General features: G+C 64.4%; 13 protein-coding genes and 1 pseudogene. 5 read left to right on the top strand and 9 right to left on the bottom strand.

Annotated elements, in window-relative coordinates; all coding sequences use genetic code 11:
• Positions 1-4 precede the first annotated feature (4 nt).
• Positions 5-1,738, top strand: a complete 1,734-nt coding sequence (otsB, locus tag BLW27_RS21450; RefSeq protein ID WP_342708067.1) for a trehalose-phosphatase — start codon at positions 5-7, stop codon at positions 1,736-1,738.
• The gene (locus BLW27_RS21445; protein WP_218141111.1) at positions 1,735-4,209 is read left to right on the top strand and encodes a glycoside hydrolase family 65 protein; all 2,475 of its coding nucleotides are present in this window, start codon (positions 1,735-1,737) and stop codon (positions 4,207-4,209) included. The genes otsB and BLW27_RS21445 overlap by 4 nt, the downstream gene beginning before the upstream one ends.
• Positions 4,210-4,260: 51 nt before the next feature.
• On the opposite strand, the gene BLW27_RS12000 is transcribed toward BLW27_RS21445, so the two are convergent.
• The 8 genes and pseudogenes from BLW27_RS12000 to BLW27_RS11965 form a co-directional block, all read right to left on the bottom strand.
• Positions 4,261-6,969, bottom strand: coding sequence for a cation-translocating P-type ATPase (locus BLW27_RS12000; RefSeq protein ID WP_089883629.1), 2,709 nt, complete (start codon positions 6,967-6,969; stop codon positions 4,261-4,263).
• 42 nt (positions 6,970-7,011) lie between these two features.
• Positions 7,012-8,016 (bottom strand): hydroxyacid dehydrogenase, encoded by a 1,005-nt coding sequence (locus BLW27_RS11995; RefSeq protein WP_089883626.1) that lies wholly within the window; start codon positions 8,014-8,016, stop codon positions 7,012-7,014.
• Positions 8,013-10,415: a phosphoenolpyruvate synthase gene (ppsA, locus tag BLW27_RS11990; RefSeq protein ID WP_089883624.1), complete on the bottom strand. Its 2,403-nt coding sequence runs from the start codon at positions 10,413-10,415 to the stop codon at positions 8,013-8,015. Before ppsA ends, BLW27_RS11995 begins: the two co-directional genes overlap by 4 nt.
• A gap of 5 nt (positions 10,416-10,420) precedes the next feature.
• Entirely contained in the window at positions 10,421-13,519 is a 3,099-nt protein-coding gene (locus BLW27_RS11985) for a cation-translocating P-type ATPase (RefSeq protein WP_089883621.1), read from the bottom strand.
• A gap of 48 nt (positions 13,520-13,567) precedes the next feature.
• Positions 13,568-14,476 (bottom strand): class I fructose-bisphosphate aldolase, encoded by a 909-nt coding sequence (locus BLW27_RS11980; RefSeq protein ID WP_089883619.1) that lies wholly within the window; start codon positions 14,474-14,476, stop codon positions 13,568-13,570.
• A 27-nt stretch (positions 14,477-14,503) separates the two neighbouring features.
• Positions 14,504-14,740: a hypothetical protein gene (locus BLW27_RS11975; RefSeq protein WP_089883617.1), complete on the bottom strand. Its 237-nt coding sequence runs from the start codon at positions 14,738-14,740 to the stop codon at positions 14,504-14,506.
• Positions 14,692-14,951, bottom strand: a pseudogene (locus BLW27_RS11970) (transposase); the annotation flags it as partial. The pseudogene BLW27_RS11970 and the gene BLW27_RS11975, both read right to left, overlap by 49 nt.
• Positions 14,952-14,984: 33 nt before the next feature.
• Positions 14,985-15,419, bottom strand: a complete 435-nt coding sequence (locus tag BLW27_RS11965; protein ID WP_089883767.1) for a DUF302 domain-containing protein — start codon at positions 15,417-15,419, stop codon at positions 14,985-14,987.
• A gap of 325 nt (positions 15,420-15,744) precedes the next feature.
• Here BLW27_RS11965 and BLW27_RS11960 point away from each other — a divergent pair, with 325 nt between their 5' ends.
• Complete coding sequence (locus BLW27_RS11960) at positions 15,745-17,073, top strand: glycine cleavage T C-terminal barrel domain-containing protein (protein ID WP_245710861.1); 1,329 nt, start codon at positions 15,745-15,747, stop codon at positions 17,071-17,073.
• 98 nt (positions 17,074-17,171) lie between these two features.
• On the opposite strand, the gene BLW27_RS11955 is transcribed toward BLW27_RS11960, so the two are convergent.
• Positions 17,172-17,558, bottom strand: a complete 387-nt coding sequence (locus BLW27_RS11955) for a YidH family protein (protein WP_089883615.1) — start codon at positions 17,556-17,558, stop codon at positions 17,172-17,174.
• A gap of 256 nt (positions 17,559-17,814) precedes the next feature.
• Between BLW27_RS11955 and BLW27_RS11950 the strand changes: the two genes are divergently transcribed.
• Entirely contained in the window at positions 17,815-18,504 is a 690-nt protein-coding gene (locus BLW27_RS11950; RefSeq protein WP_089883613.1) for a CBS domain-containing protein, read from the top strand.
• Positions 18,505-18,711: 207 nt separating this feature from the next.
• Positions 18,712-20,490 (top strand): SLC13 family permease, encoded by a 1,779-nt coding sequence (locus BLW27_RS11945; RefSeq protein WP_089883610.1) that lies wholly within the window; start codon positions 18,712-18,714, stop codon positions 20,488-20,490.
• The last annotated feature ends 432 nt before the right edge of the window (positions 20,491-20,922 follow it).

Here is a 20,922-nt window from a genome sequence, read left to right as displayed (position 1 = left end):
GCCGATGAACCGCGCAGGCCCGGCTTCCGTCTTGAACGCGCGGGCTGGCTGTTCGTTGCACGTCCCGGCGCGGAACCGTGCGGACGAGCGCACGTTGAACTTCGAGGACCGAGTGCCCGCCCGCGCAGCCGGCGCAAGCAGCACCATGCAAAGGACGGCCGTCGAGGAAGAAACCGGGATGGAAGAAAGCGCCCACGGGATCGGCGACGTGGTTGCCGCCGTGATTTTCGACATGGACGGCGTGGTGACCGACACGGCCGAGGCGCATTTCGCGGCATGGAAGTACGTGTTCGACGCGTTCCTGGACGCTCGCGGCGAAGGCGGGGCTTTCACACGTGAGGATTATCTCGCCCACGTGGACGGCATCCCCCGCTACGACGGGGTCCGCGAATTCCTCAGGTCGCGCGGGATCGAGCTGCCGGAGGGGAACGAGGATGACGAGGGGCTGAAGACCGTGCGCGGCATCGGCAACCGAAAGAACCGGCGCTTCCACGAATGGCTGAAGGAAAACCGCGTGCCGGTTTTCAACGACGCCATAGAGCTGATCGAAGGGCTGAAGAAGGCTGGTATCCGCGTCGGCATCTTCTCGGCCAGCCGCAACGTCGCGCACGTGCTGGAAAGCGCTGGGATCAAGGATGTCTTCGATGCCATCGTCAGTGGCCTTGATGCGGACGAACGGGGCCTGTCGCCCAAGCCTGCGCCGGATCAGCTGGAGGAGACCGTGCGGCGGCTCGGCTGCAAGCCGGCCGAGGCCGTGGTGGTCGAGGATGCGGTCTCGGGCGTCCTGGCCGGTGCGGCCGGGCGCTTCGGCCTGATCATCGGCGCGGACCGGCAGGACGATTCCAGCCAGCACCGCCACGCCCTGCGCGCCAACGGCGCCGATCTTGTGACGCGGGACCTGCGGCGTTTGCTGTTGCCGGGGGGCGGCGGGTTAAGGACGCTCGACCGGCTGCCGCTGATCTGGGACCGGCTGGACGAGGTCCGGGACCGACTTGGATCGCGGCCGGTCTCGGTGTTCCTTGACTATGACGGCACTCTTTCGCCCATCGTCGCGGACTACCGCCAGGCGACGATCCCCGACGAAACCCGTGCCGCGGTCGCGCGTCTGGCCAAGCGCTGCCCTGTCGCCGTCATCAGCGGCCGCGATCTTGCCGACGTGCGCGAGCGCGTGGGTCTGGACCAGGTGATCTACGCCGGCAGTCACGGCTTCGATATTGCCGGGCCCGATGGACTCGAGGCACGCCCCGACGAGGCCGAGGGATTTCTGCGCCCGATCGAGCAGGCCGATGCGGAGTTGCGCCACGCGCTTTCGGACATCGAAGGAGCCGATGTGGAGCGCAAGACCTTCTCTGTCGCCGTGCACTATCGACGGGTCGCCGAGACGCATGTCGAGGCGATCGAGCTTGAGGTGGACCGGATCGTCGAGCGCCACGACAAGCTGCGCAAGGGCCGCGGCAAGAAGGTGTTCGAGATCCAGCCCCGCGCAGACTGGGACAAGGGCCGCGCCGTCGCCTGGCTACTGGAGCATACGCGGCTGGGCAACGGCGACGCCCTGCCGATCTATCTGGGCGACGATCTAACCGACGAGGACGCCTTCGGCGCCCTTGGTGACGTCGGCCTCTGCGCCGCCGTCCGCGGCGGCGGGCGCGCGACACTTGCAGACTACGCACTGGCCGATCCGGAGGACGTGCGACGCTTCGTCGACTTGCTGGCCGATCGGGATACGGGGGAGCGATGAACGACTGGCAGCTGAAGTATTCCGGATACGATCCCGGGTCCGAGGGCCTGCGCGAGACGCTCTGCGCGCTCGGCAACGGCTATATCGTCTCACGCGCGGCTGCGCCAAACGCGGTCGCCGATGACGCGCATTATCCCGGCACGTACCTCGCCGGCGGCTACGACCGGCTGACGTCCGAGATCGCGGACCACCGGATCGAGAACGAGGATCTCGTCAACATTCCCAACTGGCTTCCGCTGACCATTCGCGCCGAGGGCGGGGATTGGCTGCGTCCCGACGATGTCGGGTATCTCGACTATCGCCAGGAGCTTGACCTCAGGAGCAACGTTCTGACCCGCTGCCTGCGCTTCCGCGACGGCGAGGGCCGCGTGACGCGGTGGGACGAACGGCGAATTGTGTCGATGCATGATCCGCACCTCGCCGCCCTTTCGGTGACGCTGACGCCCGAGAACTGGTCAGGTGCGCTGACGGTGAGGTCAGGTATCGACGGCAGCGTCATCAACTGGGGGGTGGCGCGGTATCGTGACCTCGATGGGCGCCACCTGGAAACGCTGGACGCATCGCGCGAGGACGGCAACCTGCTGGCTCTGCGGTCGCGCTTTGTGCAGGCGCGGCGCGAGGTGGCGCTGGCGGCGCGGACATCCGTGGCTGTTGACGGCGGGCACATTCCGGCGGCCCGGACGGAAACCCTGGCCGACATGGCAAGGGACGAATTCGACGTCGATGCGCACGAGGGGCGATCCGTCCGGATCGAGAAGATCGCGGCCTACTTCGATTCAGGCGACAATGCGATTAGCGAGCCGCTGCTCGAGGCGATGAACCACGTCCGCCACGCCCGTGACTTCCGCGCCCTGGAGGAGGAGCACGTGCAGGCGTGGAGCCATCTTTGGGAGCAGTTCGACATCCGGCTGGAGAACGCAAAGGACGATGCGCAGCTCAAGCTCAGGCTGCATGTCCTGCACCTGCTGCAGACTACTTCGATCCACTCGGTCGACATGGACGTCGGTGTGCCGCCGCGTGGGTGGCACGGCGAGGCCTATCGGGGCCACATCATGTGGGACGAGCTCTTCATCTTTCCGTACCTGACGCTGCGGATGCCGGTCCTGACGCGCGCGGTGCTGCGCTATCGATACCGTCGGCTCGACGAGGCGCGGCGTGCCGCGCGCGAGGCTGGACTAAAGGGCGCGATGTTCCCGTGGCAAAGCGGCTCGAACGGGCGCGAGGAAAGCCAGCGCATTCATCTCAATCCCAAGTCAGGCCGCTGGATTCCCGACAACTCCTGGCGGCAGCGGCACATCGGGTCGGCCATTGCCTACAACGTGTGGAAATACGTGCAGGCGACCGACGATCGCGATTTCCTGCGCGACTACGGGGCCGAACTCTTCTGCGAGGTTGCCCGTTTCTGGGCCAGCATGGCGCAGGAGAGGGACGATGGCCGGTACGGCATCTGTGGTGTCATGGGGCCGGACGAGTTCCACACGGCATATCCCGGCGCGGACCCCAGCATGGATGGCGGACTGGACAACAACGCCTATACGAACATCATGGCGTCCTGGGTGCTGTCCCGCGTCGGCGACGTGCTCGAGCAGATCCCGGAGGACGAGCGGCGCCGCCTGTGTGAGCGACTGCGGCTCGGCCCAGAGGAACTGGCCCACTGGGACGAGGTCAGCCGCAAACTTTTCATACCGTTCCATGAAGACGGCATGATCAGCCAGTTCGAGGGCTACGAGAAGCTCAAGGAGTTCGACTGGGACAGCTACGGCGCGAAGCACGACAACCTGCAGCGGCTCGACCGCATCCTCGAGGCCGAGGACGATGACCCCAACAACTACAAGGTCTCGAAGCAGGCCGACGTGCTGATGATCTTCTATCTGTTCAGCCGGGAGGAGATCGAGCAGATCTTCGAGCGTCTCGGCTACAAGTTCACGCCGGACATGATCTTCCGCAATGTCCAATATTACATGCACCGGACCTCGCACGGCTCCACGCTGAGCTGGGTGGCGCATGCCTGGGTTCTGGCCAGGGCCGACCGGCAGCGATCCTGGGAATTGGCGCAGAAGGCGCTCAATGCCGACCTTGCCGATGTCCAGGGCGGCACCACGCCCGAGGGCATTCATCTCGGGGCAATGGCAGGAACGGTCGACCTGATGCAACGCTGCTACACCGGAATCGAACTTCGCGGGAACACGCTGATCTTCAACCCGCGGCTTCCGGACGAGGTCGGGAGGTTGAAATCGACCGTGCGCTTTCGCCGGCAGATCCTGGACTTCGAGATCACGCAGGACGAGTTGACCATCTCGAGCCGCTCGATGACGGCGCACCCTGTCAACATCGCCTATCGCGGGCAGGTGCGCGAAGTCAGTCCGGGGCAGACCTTCAGCTTCCGCCTGGTTCCCGAGATCAAGCCCGACCGCCTCCAGCGCGAGCGCGAACAGGAGCGCGTGAGGAGTGCCGGCGGGCGCCACGCCTGAGAGACGAGCAGGCCCGCAGCGCCATCCCGGGCCTGATCCCCGCGCAGTCGATCACCCTTTGGACTTCGAAACCCCTTCCCTGTTTTCGCGCGGCAGCAGCCGGCGGATCGACTTCAGCTTGACGATTTGCCCGACGATCAGCGGGATTATGCTGCCCACCGCGACCAGCACCCATCCTTCGCCGCTCGGTGCCACCGTGCCGAGCACGGGGCTCAGGACCGGCAGGTACGCCGCGGCAAACATCAGGACGACGCCGATGCCGATGGCGATCCAGATGTACTTGTTGGTCGTGATCTCGTTCCGGAACATGGGCGAGTCCGGATCGCGCATGTTGAAGACGTGCCAGAGCCGCGCGAAGCCGAAGGTCAGGAACGAGATGGTCACCGCCTCGTCGGCGCCGAGGCCGATCTGGAAGGCATACCAGAAGACCGCGAGCACCGAGAGGGCGATCAGAGCGCCGTAGGCGCCGATCACGCCCCAGAGGTAGCGGGTCAGGATAGGCTCCTCCGGGTCGCGCGGCGGGTTCTTCATCACGTCTGCGCGGCTTTCCCCAACGCCGATCGCGAGGGCCGGGAACACGTCCGAGACGATGTTGATGTAGAGGATCTGCAGCGGCAGCAGCGGCAGCGGCGCGTTCAGCATCGCCACGAGTGAGACGGCGATGATCTCGCCTGTGTTGCCCGACAGCATGTAGATGACGAACTTGCGGATGTTGCCGAAGATCGTGCGCCCTTGGCGGATCGCCGCGACGATGCTGGCGAAGCTGTCGTCACGCAGAACCATGTCCGCCGCCTCGCGCGCGACCTCGGTGCCGCGCTGGCCCATCGCCACGCCGATATCGGCCTTCTTCAGCGCGGGGGCGTCGTTGACCCCGTCGCCGGTCATCGCCACGACCTTGCCGGCGTCCTGATAGATCTGGATCAGGTCCAGTTTCTGCTCGGGATCGAAGCGGGCGAAGATCGGTGTCTTGAGCAGGCGCCGCTTCTCCTTCTTCGACAGTTCCCGGGCCGGCTTCATTTCCTTGCCCATCATCACCAGCGCGTCGTCCGCCTTGTCGACAAGACCAACGGCCTCGGCGATGGCGCGCGCGGTCGAGGGTTGGTCGCCCGTTACCATGACCGCCTGGATGCCGGCCTTGCGACATGCCTGTACCGCATCGCGCACCTCTTCCCGCGGCGGGTCCAGTAGGCCCACGAGGCCGATCAGCGTCAGGCCCTCGTAGGGGTCTTCGTCCTTGCTGCCGGCGGTCTTTTCGGCCAGCGCCAGCGCCCGCAGACCATCGGCAGTCGTGGTTTCGTTGCGTTCAAGCCAGGCGTCGCGGGCGTCGTCGTCGAGCTTGCGCCGGTTCTTTCCCTGAAAGACATGCGTGCAGACCTCGAGCACGGCTTCGGGCGCGCCCTTCACGGCGACGCGGATGCCGTCCTCGTCCTCGTGGTAGGTGGCCATCATCTTGACTGCGGGGTCGAATTCCTCGCGATGCACCTCCTCGTGCTCCTCGAGAAGTTCGTCGCGCATCAGGCCTGCGCGGCTGCCGCCCACCAGCAGCGCGACCTCCATCGGATCTCCGGTTCCGCGCTTGTCCGCATCCGGCGCCTCAAGGCTCGCGGAGTTGCACAGCACGCCGACCTCCAGGGCGCGCCGGACTGCAAATTGCAGCTTCGGATCGATCTCTTCGCCGTCCAGGCGGAAGTTGCCTTCGTTTCCGGACGGCACTTCGACGTCGCCTTCGGGTAGCGCGAGGCGCGCCAGCGTCATGCGGTTCTCGGTCAGCGTGCCCGTCTTGTCCGAACAGATGACGTTGGTCGCGCCGAGCGTCTCGACCGCCGATAGCCGCTCGATCAGGGCGTTCCGTTCGGCCAGCCGCCACATGCCGCGCGCAAGCGCGATGCTGGCGACGATGGGCAGCCCCTCGGGCACCGCCGCGACGATCAGCGCGACGCCCGTCTCGACCATCATGAAAAGATCGCGCCCGGCGACGATGCCCACGACCGAGACCAGCGCCGCCACAATCACGATCACCACGAGCAGCCGCCGCGAAAGCCGGTCGAGCCGCTTTTCCAGTGGCGTCTCCTCCTCCTCGGCCTCCTCGGCGAGGCGCGAGATGTGGCCAAGCTCGGTCTCCATGCCGGTTGCCACGACAACGCCACGGCCGCTTCCGTTGCTGACGGACGTGCCCTTGAAGGCGATGTTGTCGCGCTCGGCGACCTCGACATCGCCTTCGATCGGGTCGGTCGTCTTGCCTTGCGGTACCGACTCGCCGGTCAGGGCGGATTCGTTCATGCGCAGGTTGTAAGCACGGACAAGGCGCAGGTCGGCCGGCACGACTTCGCCCGCCTCGATCAGGACGATGTCGCCAGGAACCAGTTCGGCCGCGTCCGTTTCGCGCTCCTCGCCATCGCGAAGCACCCGCGCCGAGACGCGCTCCATCTCGCGCAGCGCCTCCATCGAGCGGGTCGCGCGCAGCTCGGTGAAGAACCCGATGGCGGCGTTGATGAGAATGGCGATCAGGATCGCGATGCCCTGCACCACCTCCTGGAAGGCGAAGGACAGGGCCGCCGCCCCGAAAAGGATGCCGAAGATCAGGCTCTTGAACTGCTCGACGAAGATCCGCCAGCCGCTGCGCCGCTCGGCTTCATCGAGCCGGTTCTCGCCATATTCCTCGAGGCGGCTCTTTGCCTCGGAGTTGGAGAGACCCGTGTCCGCGTCGACTGCCTGCGCCCCGAGGACCTCGTCGCTCGACTGGTTGTAGACTTCCACCATCTCTTGCGCCTCGCTGGATTTGCCGATCGGTTCTGCTGGTGCTCAGGATGAAACCACGTTTGGAGGCTTGCCCACGATGAAGCCCTCGATGTTCTCGCGCGTCGTGTCGAGGATGCGCTGCACCGCCTGGCGGGTGTTGAAGCCGGTGTGCGGCGTGATGACGACGTTGCGCAGACGCAGCAGAATGTGGTCTGCAAGCAGCGTGTCGAGGTCGTGTTCGCGACTGAAGTAGGCCCGAAGCAATTCGGCTTCCTCGCGGACCACGGGCTCCTCCGGCAGAACGTCGAGACCGGCTGCGCGCAGCTTGCCGCTCGACAGCGCCTCGAGCAGGGCGTCGGTGTCCACAACCGGGCCGCGGGCTGTATTGATTAGGATCGCGCCGTCCTTCATCTTGCCGAACGCGCTCTTGTCGATCAGGCCCTTGGTTTTTTCGTTGCCGGGCACGTGGAGCGAGATGATGTCGGACTTCTGCAGCAGCTCGTCCATCTCGACGTAGGAGAAACCGAGCTCGTCTGCGATGTCGTTGCGCGGGTTCACGTCGAAGGCGAGCACCTCCATCTGAAAACCTCGGGCGATGCGGGCGGTGTGGGTGCCGATGTCGCCGGTGCCGATGACGCCCATCGTTTGCCCCATCAGGTCGAAGCCCTGCAGGCCCGCCTGCGTGAAGTCGCCGCGCCGGGTGCGGTCGACGGCCTCCACTACCTTGTGGCTGATCGCCAGCAGCAGGGCGAAGACGTGCTCGGCCACGGTATTCTTGCCGTAGGTCGGGACGTTCGAGACGGTCACGTCGTTCTCGCGGCACCAGTCCATGTCTATGTGGTCGAAGCCGGTGGAGCGGGTGGCGACGAACTTGAGGTCGTCGAACTTTCTCAGCACCTCGCTCGAGTGATCCGAATAGATGAAAGCCGAGATGACGTCAGCGTCGCTGTGCTTCTCGGCCGAGTCAGCGTCGAGCGGCCCCTCCTCGAAAGCAAGATCGTGGTCCGCTTCCAGCGTTCCGAAGACTTCGGTCTCCCATGGTTCGACGTCGAAGATGACGATCTTCATGGCTTTCTCTCCTGATCCTGTTTGCGTTCGGCCTCGGCGATCTGCTGCTTGACCTGCAGAAAGCTGTCCGGACTGACCGAAATCGAGCCGATGCCCTGGCGAACGAGGAACCGCGCGAATTCCGGGTGGTCGCTTGGTGCCTGTCCACAGATGCCGGTGTGGACGCCTGCGCGGTTCGCCTTGGCGAGAAGATCGGCGATTGCCGCCTTCACCGCCGGGTCCTGCTCGTCGAAGAGGTGGCGCAGCCGGTCGCTGTCGCGGTCGACACCGAGGACGAGCTGCGTGAGGTCGTTGGAGCCGATGGAAAATCCGTCGAAACGCTTCGCAAACTCGTCAGCGAGCAGGACATTCGCGGGTATTTCGGCCATGACATAGATCGAAAGCCCGGCCTTGCCGCGCACCAGCCCCTCTTCGGCCAGCGTCTCGAGCACCCGGTCCGCCTCTCCCAGAGTGCGGCAGAACGGAATCATCATAATGATGTTGTCGAGACCGATTTCCTCGCGTGCGCGGCGCAGGGCGCGGCATTCCAGCGCGAAACCCTCGCGATAGGCCTTGTCGTAGTAGCGCGAGGCACCGCGCCAACCAAGCATCGGGTTCTCTTCTTCCGGTTCGAAGTTCGCACCACCGATCAGCTCGGCGTATTCGTTGGTCTTGAAGTCGCTCATCCGCACGACGACCGGGTCGGGGTAATGCGCCGAGGCGATCCGCGCCACGCCGCGCGCCAGCGTGTCGACGAAATATTCCGCCTTGTCCTCGTAGGCCCGCGTCAATTCGTCGATGAGGGCCTTGGCCTTCTTGTCCTCGAGGTCGCCGTAGCGCACCAGCGCCATCGGATGGATTCGGATCATGTTCCCGATGATGAACTCCATCCGCGCGAGGCCCACGCCGTCCGTCGGCAGGCGCCACCAGCGATAGGCGGCGGCGGGATTGGCTAGGTTGACCATCACGCGAGTGCGCGTCTCGGGGACGTCGCCAAGCTCGATCTCTCGCTCCTCGAACCCGAGCACGCCGTCATAGACCACACCCTCGTCGCCTTCCGCGCAGGACACGGTGACCTCTTGGCCGTCCTTGAGCTTGTCCGTGGCATCCCCGGCGCCCACGATGGCGGTCAGTCCCATCTCCCGGCTGACGATCGCGGCATGGCTCGTGCGCCCGCCGTGATCGGTGACAATGGCCGAGGCCTTCTTCATGATCGGCACCCAGTCGGGATCGGTCATTCCCGTGACCAGGACCGCGCCATCCTCGAAGCGCTCGATCTCGTCGGGACTTTCCAGGCGCAGCACCTTGCCGGTCGAGATGGAGTCGCCGATCGCGAGGCCCCGCACCAGTTCCCTGCCCTCCTCGTTCAGGCTGTACGCCTTCAGGACGCCGGTTTCCTTCCGGGACTGGACCGTTTCGGGCCTGGCCTGCACGACGAAAAGCTCCTCCGTCTCGCCGTCCTTGGCCCATTCCATGTCCATCGGCTGGCCGTAATGGTCCTCGATAGCCTTCGCCCAGCGCCCGAGCTGCAGCACCTCGTCATCATTGAGCACGAAGCGCGACCGCTCCTCCTCGCTCGTGTCGACAACCTTGGTCTGCGAGTTGCCGCTGGCATAGACCATCTTCTGACGCTTTCGCCCGAGCACCTTCTCTACGATCGGGCGTGCGCCGGCGCTGTCCAGAAGCGGCTTGAAGACGTGGTACTCGTCGGGATCGACCTGGCCCTGCACGACGGTCTCGCCCAGCCCCCATGCGCCGGTGATAAGCACCGTGCGGGGAAAGCCCGTCTCGGTGTCGATGGAGAACATCACGCCCGATCCCGCGAGATCGGAGCGCGCCATCTGCTGCACGCCGGCGGACAGCGCGATGTCCATGTGATCAAAGCCGTTGTTCTCGCGGTAAGCGATCGCGCGGTCGGTGAAGAGCGAGGCGAAGCAGCGCCTGACCGCGTCGATCACCGCCTTTTCGCCGCGGATATTGAGGAACGTCTCGAGCTGTCCGGCGAAACTGGCTTCCGGCAGATCCTCCGCCGTGGCCGAACTGCGGACGGCGACGTCGAGATCATCGCGCTCCAGCCGCGCGGCAAGATCACTGTAGGCCTGGCGGATCGCCGCCTCGACCGGCCCCGGCATCGTGCCGCCAAGGATGTGCCCGCGCACCGCCTCGCCCACATCGGCAAGGTTGCTGCGGTCGTCTTTTAGCTTGCCAAGTTCATCCGCAAGCTTCTGCCGCAAGTCGTTGTCGTCGATGAACCGCCAATAGGCATCGGCGGTGGTGGCGAAGCCCGAGGGCACGCGCACGCCGAGCTCGTGCAGGTTCCCGATCATCTCACCGAGAGAGGCGTTCTTGCCCCCGACGATTGCTCCGTCGCGGCGCCCCAGATCGGCGAATTCGCGCACGTACACGTCATCGCTGTTCATGATTGTCACTCCTTTTCCTCGTCAGGGCCGTTTGCGCCCTCGTCCACCCGGCCCGAAGCTCGGCTACGGCGCTTCCCTTCGGGCCCCTCGTCTTCGTCCTTCTCTCCGGCATCCCCGCCCTCTTCGCCCCACTCTTCGGCCTTTTCGTTTTCTTCCTCGGGCTCAAAGTCCCTGTCTTGACTCTTCTTCTCGGCCGTCACCTTTTTGCGCTTGTCTTCCTGGTCTTGCCCTTCTTCTTCTTCCTTCCGGTCCTCGGGGCGGACGATCTTCTCCGCGTACTCGGCAGATTTGGCGAACTCGGCGCGCTTGGCGAAATCGGCGCTCCTGGCGTGGTCCACCGTCTGCCCCTGGTCCCCCTCGCCACCGTCGCCGGCCTTCCTGGCGCGCGCGGGTTTCTGGTAGATCCGTTCGGCCAAGGCGCGGCCGCGGAAGGCCTTGTAGGCCTCGACGATCAGGAACTTGCTGAGCGTGATGGTAAGCAGGATCGCCCACGTCGTGAAGGCCACCGGCTGAATCTCCAGCACGCCGCTCCAGCCGGGGATGAACATTGAAACGATGTGAACCCCCTGCGACACCACAACTGCCCCTACCAGAAGCCAGTTGGCGCTGAGCGGGATGCGGAAGGCCGAGCGTGTCTCGGACCGCACGTTGAAGGCGTGTACATTCTCGAACAGCACCAGCAGTAGAAGCAGCAGGTTCCGCGCGTCGAACGTCTCGTAATTCATCTCGGCGGTCAGGAACCAGAACACGCCGAAGCCGACGAACCCCATGTAAAGGCCGGAAGTCAGCACCTCCTCGATCATCAGCCGGTTGAAGATCCGCTCGTCGGGGTCGCGCGGCCGCCGCTTCAGAACGCCCGGCTCGCCCTTCTCGAAGGCCAGCGCGACGTCCTGAATGCCGTTGGTCACCAGGTTCAACCAAAGAAGCTGCACCGGCGTCAGTGGCAGGGGCGTATTGAAGATCACCGACAGCGTGAACAGCACAAGCTCCGCCACGCCGGTCGAAATCAGCAACCAGACTACCTTGCGGACATTGTCATAGGCGATGCGGCCTTCCTCGATCCCGTTGACGATCGAGGCGAAGTTGTCGTCGGTCAGGATCAGGTCGGCGGCGTTGCGCGCGACATCTGTCCCACCTTCGCCCATGGCCACGCCGATATGCGCCGCGCGCAGCGCCGGTGCGTCGTTCACGCCGTCGCCGGTGACGGCGACGACGTGACCCGCATCCTGCAGCGTATCTATGATCGTCGTCTTCTGCCGCGGCTCGACGCGGGCATAGATTGCCGCCTTTCTGATCGTCTCGCTCGCGGTGCCGCTGCCGCCTTCCTCGCGCCGTCCGATTTCATTTCCTGTTACGACCGTGCCCTCGTCGTCGGCGATGTGAAGCTGTCGCCCGATGGCGAGCGCGGTGCCCGGATGGTCGCCCGTCACCATACGCACCTCGACGCCGGCGTCATGGCACGCATCCACGGCGCCCGGAACCTCCTTGCGCACCGGGTCGATGAGGCCGACGAGTCCTTGAAACCGGAGGCCGGCGAGCGCGTCCGGGTCGGCCTTCTCCGCCGTCGCCTCGTCCACCTCGCCGGCGGCTGCGCCAAGAACGCGGTAGCCGTCGCCAGCCAACGCCACCTCGCGCTCGCGCACCGTCTCAACATCAACGCCGCACATTTCGGCAAGCGTCTGCGCCGCGCCCTTGACGTGCGCGACGATCCTGTCGTCGTGCCGGTTGAAGGTGGCGGCGAAGCGGCGCTCGGACTCAAAGGGGATGCCGCCGACTTCCGGGTGCTGCTCCAGAAGTTCCTCACGCGACAGGCCCAGCTTGCGCGCGAGGACGAGGAAGGCCACGTCGACGGTATCGCCGCTGGCGCGTACCTCGCCGTCCTCGACGTCGTACTCGGCCTCGTTGCAGAGCGCGCCGGTTATCGCGATATCCCGCAGCCACTCCTCCTGCTCAGGGTCCAAGATCTCGCTGTCGCGGGTGAAATCGCCGTCCGGCTCGTAGCCCGCGCCGCTGACATCGACGTCCTCACCCTCGAGCGGACGGATACGATTCGCGGTCAGCTTGTTCTCAGTCAGCGTGCCGGTCTTGTCGCTCGCGATCAGGGTGCAGGCGCCCAGCCCCTCGACCGCCGGCAGCTTGCGCACGATGACGTTGCGCTTGGCCATCCGGTTCGAGCCGATGGAAATCGCCACGGTGATCGCCACCGGCAGACCCGCGGGAATGGCCGAGACGGCGAGCGCAACGGCCAGGAAGAAGATTTCGGTCAGGTCGTCGCCGCGCAGCGCCTGCAGCAAGCCCAGAACAACGATGATGACGAGGACACCGACGGCGATCACCCGCGTGAAGCGCCGCACCCGCAGGACCAGCGGCGGCACCTGCTCTTCTTCGGTCAGCGACTTTGCGATACGCCCGATTTCGGTCATGGTGCCGGTGCGGCAGACGACCCCGGTGCCACGACCGCTGGTGACGTTGCTGCCGGCATGCAGCAGGGTCGTGCGGTCGCCGAGTGATGTGTCAGGATCGAGTTGGGCCTGCGCCCGCTTTTCAACCTGCGTGGATTCGCCGGTCAGAAGCGACTCGTCCACCAGCAGATTCTGCGACTTCAGCAGGCGGATGTCGGCGGGAACCGAGGCGCCGGACTTGATCGACACGATGTCGCCAGGGACGAGGTCGGTGCTGTCGACCTCCTCCTTCTCGCCCTCGCGCGTCACCTGCGCGGTGATCCGCATGACCTGCTGCAGCGACTGCGCGGCGCTTTCGGCCTTGTATTCCTGATAGGTGCCGAGACCGGCGTTGAACAACAGCACTGCGAAGATGAAAGCCGCATCCTCGAAATTGCCGATGGCGAGCGACACGAGACCTGCGGCGAGCAGGATGTAGATCAGCGGATCCTTGAACTGCCGAAGGAAAGTCTGGAACAGCGTCTCGCGCTGGCGTTCCGGCAACTTGTTCGAGCCGTATTCGTCGTGCCGCCGCTCGGCCTCGCGGTCGCTCAGCCCCTTGTCCCGATCGCTGCCCAGGTCGTCGACCGCCTCGTCACCGGGGACCGCATGCCAAGGCCGTTCGGCCAGATCGTCATTTTTCGGTAGCCCGCCGTTTGCCATCGGTCCTCGTCTTTCGCCGTGCGGATCATCCGGTTTCCGCGCTTTCAGCTATGTTTCACCGTCCGAGTGGATGGCGGCGATCCGTTCCAGCATCGCAAGCGCGTCATCCCGTGGCCGCTGGAAGGTGTTGCGCCCGATGATCGAGCCGCTTCCGCCGCCGCGACGGATCGCGCGTACCTCGTCGAGGGTATCGCCCTCTTCCTTTGCGCCGCCGCCCGAGAACACGACGATACGGCGACCCTCGAAGGCGCAGCGCATCACGTGCGCAACGCGCCCCGGCAGTGAATCCGTCTCGACGCCTTCGAAGGAGTCGTTGGCGTCGCCACGCTTCGGGTGCACGCCGGGCACCTTCGTCTTGATTGCGTGCGCGCCCATCAGCGCGGCCATATGCGCGGCATAGGAGACGACATCGAGCGCCGTCCGTCCGTCTTCCGACAGTTCGCCTCCACGCGGATAGGCCCAGATCACCACCGCAAGCCCATGTTCTCGCGCTTCCGCGGTGGCCTCGCGCACTTCCTCGATCTGTCCGTATTGCGCGTCGGCCCCAAGATAGATCGTGTAGCCAATCGCCGAACAGTCAGGCTGCAGCGCATCGCGGAAAGGTGCCGCGACGCTCTGGTCCTGCTCGCGCGCCAGTCCGTTGGCGTTGTTCGCCTTCAGGATCATCGGCACGGACCCGGCGAAGCTGTCGGAGCCGGCTTCCAGCGGGGCCGCCAAGGCGCTGACGCGTCCGTCGACAGCCAGGCCGAATAGGTAATGCGGATCGTATGCCGGCGGATTGGGTGCAGAACTGCGCGTCGGACCATGCTCGAACCCCTGATGGACGGGCAGGACCAACAGGCGCCCCGTACCGCCCGACTGCCCGTGCATCAGGAGGCGCACGACATTGGCCCTTTTTTCGGGACGGTCACGCTTGTAGTGCGACAGGATCGTCCGGACCCGCTGGGCAGTCTGCACCTTCTCGCTCCTCTGGATGAGTGACGCTCAGCTCCGGCGGCTCTGGCGCACCGCTTCGCGGACCATCTGGGCGGCATAGCCCCACTCGTTGACGTACCAACCCATCACCTTGACGAGGTTTTCGCCGACCACCTGCGTCATCGGCAGACCGCCGAGCGAATCGCGCGGGTCCCGGATGATGTCCGAGGATACTATCGGATCGCGCGTGCAAACGCGGCCGGCTTCGGAATCCTGCCGCGCACCTGGTTGGGCACCGGGCGCCATTGGATCCTGGCCGACGCGTGGCCGGGCTGGGCGAACGCCATGGCGATAAAGGCCGGTACGGCGCGCCGGCTGTTCCGTCCGGCATGGCCAAGGCATTGCGTCGGAAGCGGTCGCGACAGGGCAGCCGGGTCGTCGGCAGCACCCGAGCCGTGGCGGCCTTGATGCCTTCGGGCGCATCCGGGATCACCGGCTTCACGCCAGACAGACCTCGTCACGCCGGCCACCGAAGGTTAGTTTTTTGTTGTTATTGTTCGATAGCGTCGTTCACGATCTTGTCGAGGAGCTGCTCAACCTTTTCCATCGCACCGTCGGGATAGTCCCGATAGCCGATCTTCACTTCACCTTCCCGCTCGGTCACGAAGATGCCGTACGGGCACTGCGCAACGTTCATGGGATCCTCCGCCAGTACTTCGCGCGTCACCACGGCGGAACAGAAAATGAAGATATCGGCAGCATCGAAGTGTTTTTCGCCGCCTACATCCTCGCGGGTGCGATTCAGCATGTCACCCACGTGGCTCACGAAATCCACGACAAGCCCCTCTTGAACGATCGCATTTCTCACTGCGAAAGTCGCGTCATCGAAACTGCCCTCGAAGTCGTATGTCGTGGGGCCATTCTGCGCTGCCACCGGCATCGCGATTACGCTCGTCAGCGCCGCGCTCGCAAGCAGTGTCTTCAACGTCCTCATGAGTAATCTCCCTTCAGGCTCCGGAAATGATTCTCCGTACCGGCCATCGTCGCACCTTGGCCTGACGACACCGGCGCAACGGGCGGTCGTTCGTCGCTGAACACTTTCCCTGCCAACTGGCGGAAATTGGTTTGGTTCCTGTGGGGCCTGGCAACTCGCTCGGCGGCGCTTTCCCTGCTGCGAACCCCGCGACTGGCACGCGTCGCTTCCCGCGGCTCGAATGTCGCTGTGAGTATGAAGCCGGATTTCTCGCGGATCTACGGTTTCGAGACAGGGTTACAGGAATACCAGGCGCCGCCGGAGAGAGGTCGCTCCAATGACAGAAACAAACTCCGTCGATCGAATGCATCCGAACGCCCCCGGCGTGAACCAATCCGATCGGCTGGTGCCGATCAACCTGCGCCAGTCCGGACCGACGCCCGTCCAGATGCTGATCTCCACGCGTGTGCGGAAATCGCCCTTCTGGCACCTGTCAATCGAGGCGGGCGCTTGGCGGGCGACGGTGTACAACCGCATGTACCACCCGCGCGGCTATGTCCGACCGGAAGATGGCGGCGCGATGGTCGAATACGACGCGCTGATCAACCGCGTCACGCTCTGGGACGTCGCGGTAGAGCGCCAGGTCCGGGTGAAAGGTCCCGACGCAGAGGCTTTCGTGAACTACGTCATAACGCGCGACGCCACGCGGATCGCCCCCATGCACGGGAAGTACTGCATCCTGTGCAACGACAAGGGCGGCATTCTGAACGATCCCGTGCTGTTGCGGCTCTCGGACGACGAGTTCTGGTTCTCGATCTCGGATTCCGACCTCATGCTGTGGCTGCAGGGAGTCAACGTCGGCAAGGGATGGAACGTCGAGATCGACGAGATCGACGTCTCGCCTTTGCAGATACAAGGGCCGCTTTCTGAAGAACTCATGGCGGATCTGGTGGGCGAGGAAATCCGCGGGATCCCTTACTATGGAATGCTCGAGGCCGAGATAGGCGGGGCTTCGGTGGTCATCAGCCAGACCGGATTCAGTGGCGAAAAGGGCTACGAAGTGTATGTCCGCGACGCGACGCTGCAGGCCGAAGCCGTGTGGTATGCGATCCGCGGCGCCGGGTCGCGCCACGGGCTGCGGGTCATCGCGCCCGCGCATCATCGGCGCATCGCGGCCGGGATCCTGTCCTGGGGCCAGGACCTCGATGCCGAGACATCGCCGTTTCAGGTCAATCTCAGCTACCAGGTCCCGCGGAAGAAAGAGGCAGATTACGTGGGGAAGGCCACCCTCGAGGCGCAACGCGATCGCATCGAGGCGGGGGATTATCCTTTCGCGCTGAAGATGGTCGGCCTGAAGCTCGGAGGTAAGCCGATCACGGATTACGCTCCCGACTTCTGGCTGGTGCAGGACGATGCTGGCAAGCGCGTCGGCTACGTCACCTCGCCCTGGTGGTCCCCGGAGCTGGGCTTCAACATCGCCTTGGCCCACGTGCCTTACGCTTTGTCCGAACTCGGAACGCCCCTCAGGGTCGAACTGCCGGAAGCCTACTGCGAAGTCTCGGGCCAGCCGGTTGCGGCCGAGGTCTGCGACGTTCCGTTCCGCGCTTCGGAAAATCCCAGCGCGCGGGAGCGGGCGATGGCCAAGGGCCGCGATTCATCGGACTGACGATACGGAGAGGCACTGCCGAAGAAACTGGCTGACAGGGCATGGCAGTCGCTTCGCGTCGCCAGATGACGAGGCGCGCCTCTTGCTTGCTCATGTCGTCACAGCAGCCACAGAACAACCCCGGTGGCAAGGCTCACGGCAATGAGGACTGCCGTGATTGCAGAGAGGCCTGTACGCGGCGGACCGCCGGTGTCGTGGCTTTTCATCCGCTTCTGCATGCGCATCGCCCCGCGCCATGCGGCGACGAAGATCGCGATGGCCGTGAGGATGAAGATGTTCGCCAGCATCTTCGGCACCCAGGTGGGTTCGAAATCCCTGAACAATGCATGGAGGCCCAGCGCGACCGCCACTGCAGCAAGGCCGGACCGGATCCAGCTGGCAAAAGTGCGCTCGTTGGCGAGAACAGTGCGATCCTCCGCCCAATCGGTACGGTCCTTGGCAAGTTCGGTCTTGCCCTCTCTTTCTCTTTCAGGCGCGTCATCCATGGACAAAGCCTCCACCATATTAGCCATTGTACGGTAACGGCGGGCAAAGAAACAGGAAGGCGTCTGCGTCGGGCGGGGGCGCGGTTCTCGCCGCGAACTGGCTTTCGATGCCTCACCGTGGTGCTGCATCTGTCGTCGCGCCCCCTCCGCGTCGCCAGACAAGGCTTCTGCTGAGACGCTGAAGCCGCCCCCCGTCCTCCTCGAAATTTCCGCCATGCGTGGTATCGTGGAAGAACGCATACCCGGGGAGGACATCATGCAAGCCAAGCACGTCATGACACAGGATGTCATAACAGTACGTCCCACTGCGACCGTCGAAGAGATCGCGGAACGCCTTCTGATGCACCGGATCAGCGGCGTCCCGGTGCTGAACGACGCCGGCGAGGTTGTTGGAATTGTCAGCGAGGGCGATCTGGTGCGGCGCATCGAGGACGCCGACAGTCACGGGTCCTGGTGGTTGCGGCTGTTCGGCAGTTCGGTAACACCGGCCGAGTACGTCAAGCGGCATGGCCGCCGCGCGCAAGATGTCATGACGCGGGACGTGTCCTCCGTCGCACCGGAAACGCCCCTGGGCGAGATCGCTCGTCTTCTCGAACGCAAGCGCATCAAGCGCGTGCCGGTGGTGGACGAGACGGGGCGGCTGGTCGGGATCATCAGCCGGGCAAATCTTCTGCAGGGAATTGCCGCCGCCAAACCGCTGCCGGCAATGCAACCCAGTGATGAGGAATTGCGCGAGAAGGTCGCTAAGGCCCTGCAGGCGATACCGGCTTTGGTCTCCAGTGGCGTGAACGCGACCGTGACTGACGGCGACGTCGAGCTCTGGGGTTTTGTCGCAAGCGATGATGAGGAGCGCGCCGCCCGCATTGCGGTCGAGAATGTCGAGGGTGTGCGTACCGTAGAGAGTCATCTCAGGCGAATGCCGCCCAACTACGTTGGAGCATATTAGCGTAGCCGCCCGGCCTTGATCAGGATACCGGGCCGACGCGCAAAGCCTCGACAAGCGAATTGCGGCGCTTGCGCCGGCTGACGAGGCGGATACGGGCCAGAGATGAATACTGCGTTCTGCGCGAGCCTCTACAGCATTCCGAAACCGCCCAAGCGCCTACGGTAGTTGGGTCCGCACCAAACAGAATAGAGGCGAGGCGCCGATCCGATGGCCGGAACTATCGCGAAGTACGAGCCACATCTTGCTTTCGTGCTGCTGCTCGTTCTTTTTGCTGCATTTCTGTACGAGCGCTACCCGCCAGAGGTAATCGCGGCTGGCGGAGCCGCAACGTTCATCGCGTTCGGCCTGGTTCCGACAGATGAAGTTTTGGCGGCTTTCGCCAATCCCGCGCCCATTACGATCGCAGGGATGTTTGTCCTCAGCGGCGCGCTGGTGCGTACCGGCCTGCTGGACGCGCTGACCAACCAGATTGCGACGGGCGCAAGCCATCGACCGGTGCTGGCTCTCGTGTCATTCCTGCTGGCGACGATCCTGGCCTCGGGCCTGATGAACAACACCCCCGTGGTACTCATTTTGATACCGGTGGTGATACGTCTGGCGCAGAGCTTGAATATCGCGCCGACGCGCCTGTTGATCCCGCTGTCCTACACGGCTGTCTTGGGTGGAACCTGGACGCTCATCGGGACCTCCACCAACCTGCTGGTCGACGGGGTAGCTCGCGATCTCGGTATGGAACCATTTTCCATTTTCGAAATTACCTCGGTCGGCTTGTTCGCGATTGCCGGCGGCGGCCTCGCGCTGTTCGTGCTGGGGCCACTCCTGTTGCCCGACCGTGGAGCGCCAGACGAGCCGTTGCGCGGAAGCGAGGTCGACTTTCTGACCGAACTGCGTCCGCAGGAAGGCTTTGTCGATCTTGGCAAGCCGCTGGGCGATGTTCCGGACCTCAACCGCCCAGGCATCGTTTTGCATGCGGTACACACCCATTCGCAGATCAAGCGCGACAAGCTCGAAGAGCACCAGCTAGAGGTTGGTGATCGGATCGTCGCAACGGCGAGCACGTCCGAGATCCTGACACTGCGCGATCTAGAAAACTTGGACGTCGGGCTCCAGCATGGGCCGACGGGCCGCGAGGATCTCGCGGTGGCCGAGGCGATCGTAACACTGTCTCGCCGTGGCAGCGCCGTTCGCCTCTCGCGGCTTGCCACCGGCTATCGCTACGGCGTGCGGGTCCTTGGGGTGCATAGCCACGGCCAGACTCTCGGACCGAGCCTCTCGACCATTCTGCTCCGCCCGGCCGACAGGCTGCTACTTGAGGGGACGGAAGAAGGCTTCGCGCGACTGAACCGGGCGGGTGATTTGGCGGCAATTACACAAGCGAACGGGCGAGCGTACCGACGCCAGAAGGCGCCGTTGGCTCTCCTGACGCTTGTTGCGGTCATGGGACTGGCGGCGCTAGGCATCGCCGAGATCAGCGAACTCGTGTTGATGGCGGTGGCAGTCATCTTGTTGTTGCGCTGCATCGACAGCGACGAGGCGTGGAGTTCGATCGACGCGGGCATCCTCGTCCTCATTTTCTCCATGCTCATCGTTGGCGCTGGATTGCAGCACACGGGGGCGGTGTACCTGGTCGTCGAATCGATTGTTCCGTGGATCCAGGGCCTCCCGCCGGTCATGATCCTGGCCGCGATCTACCTGATGACGTCGGTTCTTACCGAAGCTGTCACGAACAACGCGGTGGCGGTCATCGTCACACCCGTAGCAATTGGCCTCGCCGTGCAGTTGGGCCTTGATCCGCGCCCGTTCGTCGTGGCCGTGATGTTCGCGGCAAGCGCCAGCTTTGCAACTCCAATCGGTTACCAGACCAATACGCTGGTCTACGGCGCTGGAAGTTACCGCTTCGCGGACTTTCTGAAAATCGGGGTGCCGATGAACCTGATCGTCGGTGCAATCTCAATTGCTGTGATCCCTGTCTTCTTTCCCTTCTGAGAACGCATCTTGTGACCTGTGTCCCGAGCTATCGAGCTATCGAGCTATCGAGCTATCGAGCTATCGAGCAGGACTGTCAGAGAAACCCCGCTTGAGCAAAGTGGTGCAGTCGCTGGCTCCGGCGAATGAGCCAGCGCAGCCCGTCCCGTTACTTCATGACCTCGCCGGAGATTTGTTGGCTGACCCTCATGCTGCGGGGCACTCCAGAGCATCCTCATTTTTGCCGGGCGAGCGGTACTGTTCTCGCATCGGCGCATCGCCGAGGGATGTGTCGTGCTGCTGCGCGGTTTTCCGAAGCGGCCTTCGTGCCGGTGCGCGGTATGATCCGACCTCCACCGGCCGGAAGGGCGGACTTATCTGCCATTCGCGGCAAGGCTTGATCACGAGCCGAGCTCTCGACGCGCCACGGAGTGAATCGACCCGGTGAGCTCA

This window comes from Citreimonas salinaria (assembly GCF_900107235.1).
In the GTDB taxonomy this organism is placed as follows: Bacteria; Pseudomonadota; Alphaproteobacteria; order Rhodobacterales; family Rhodobacteraceae; genus Citreimonas; species Citreimonas salinaria.
This window is presented reverse-complemented; position numbering and strand designations above follow the sequence as displayed.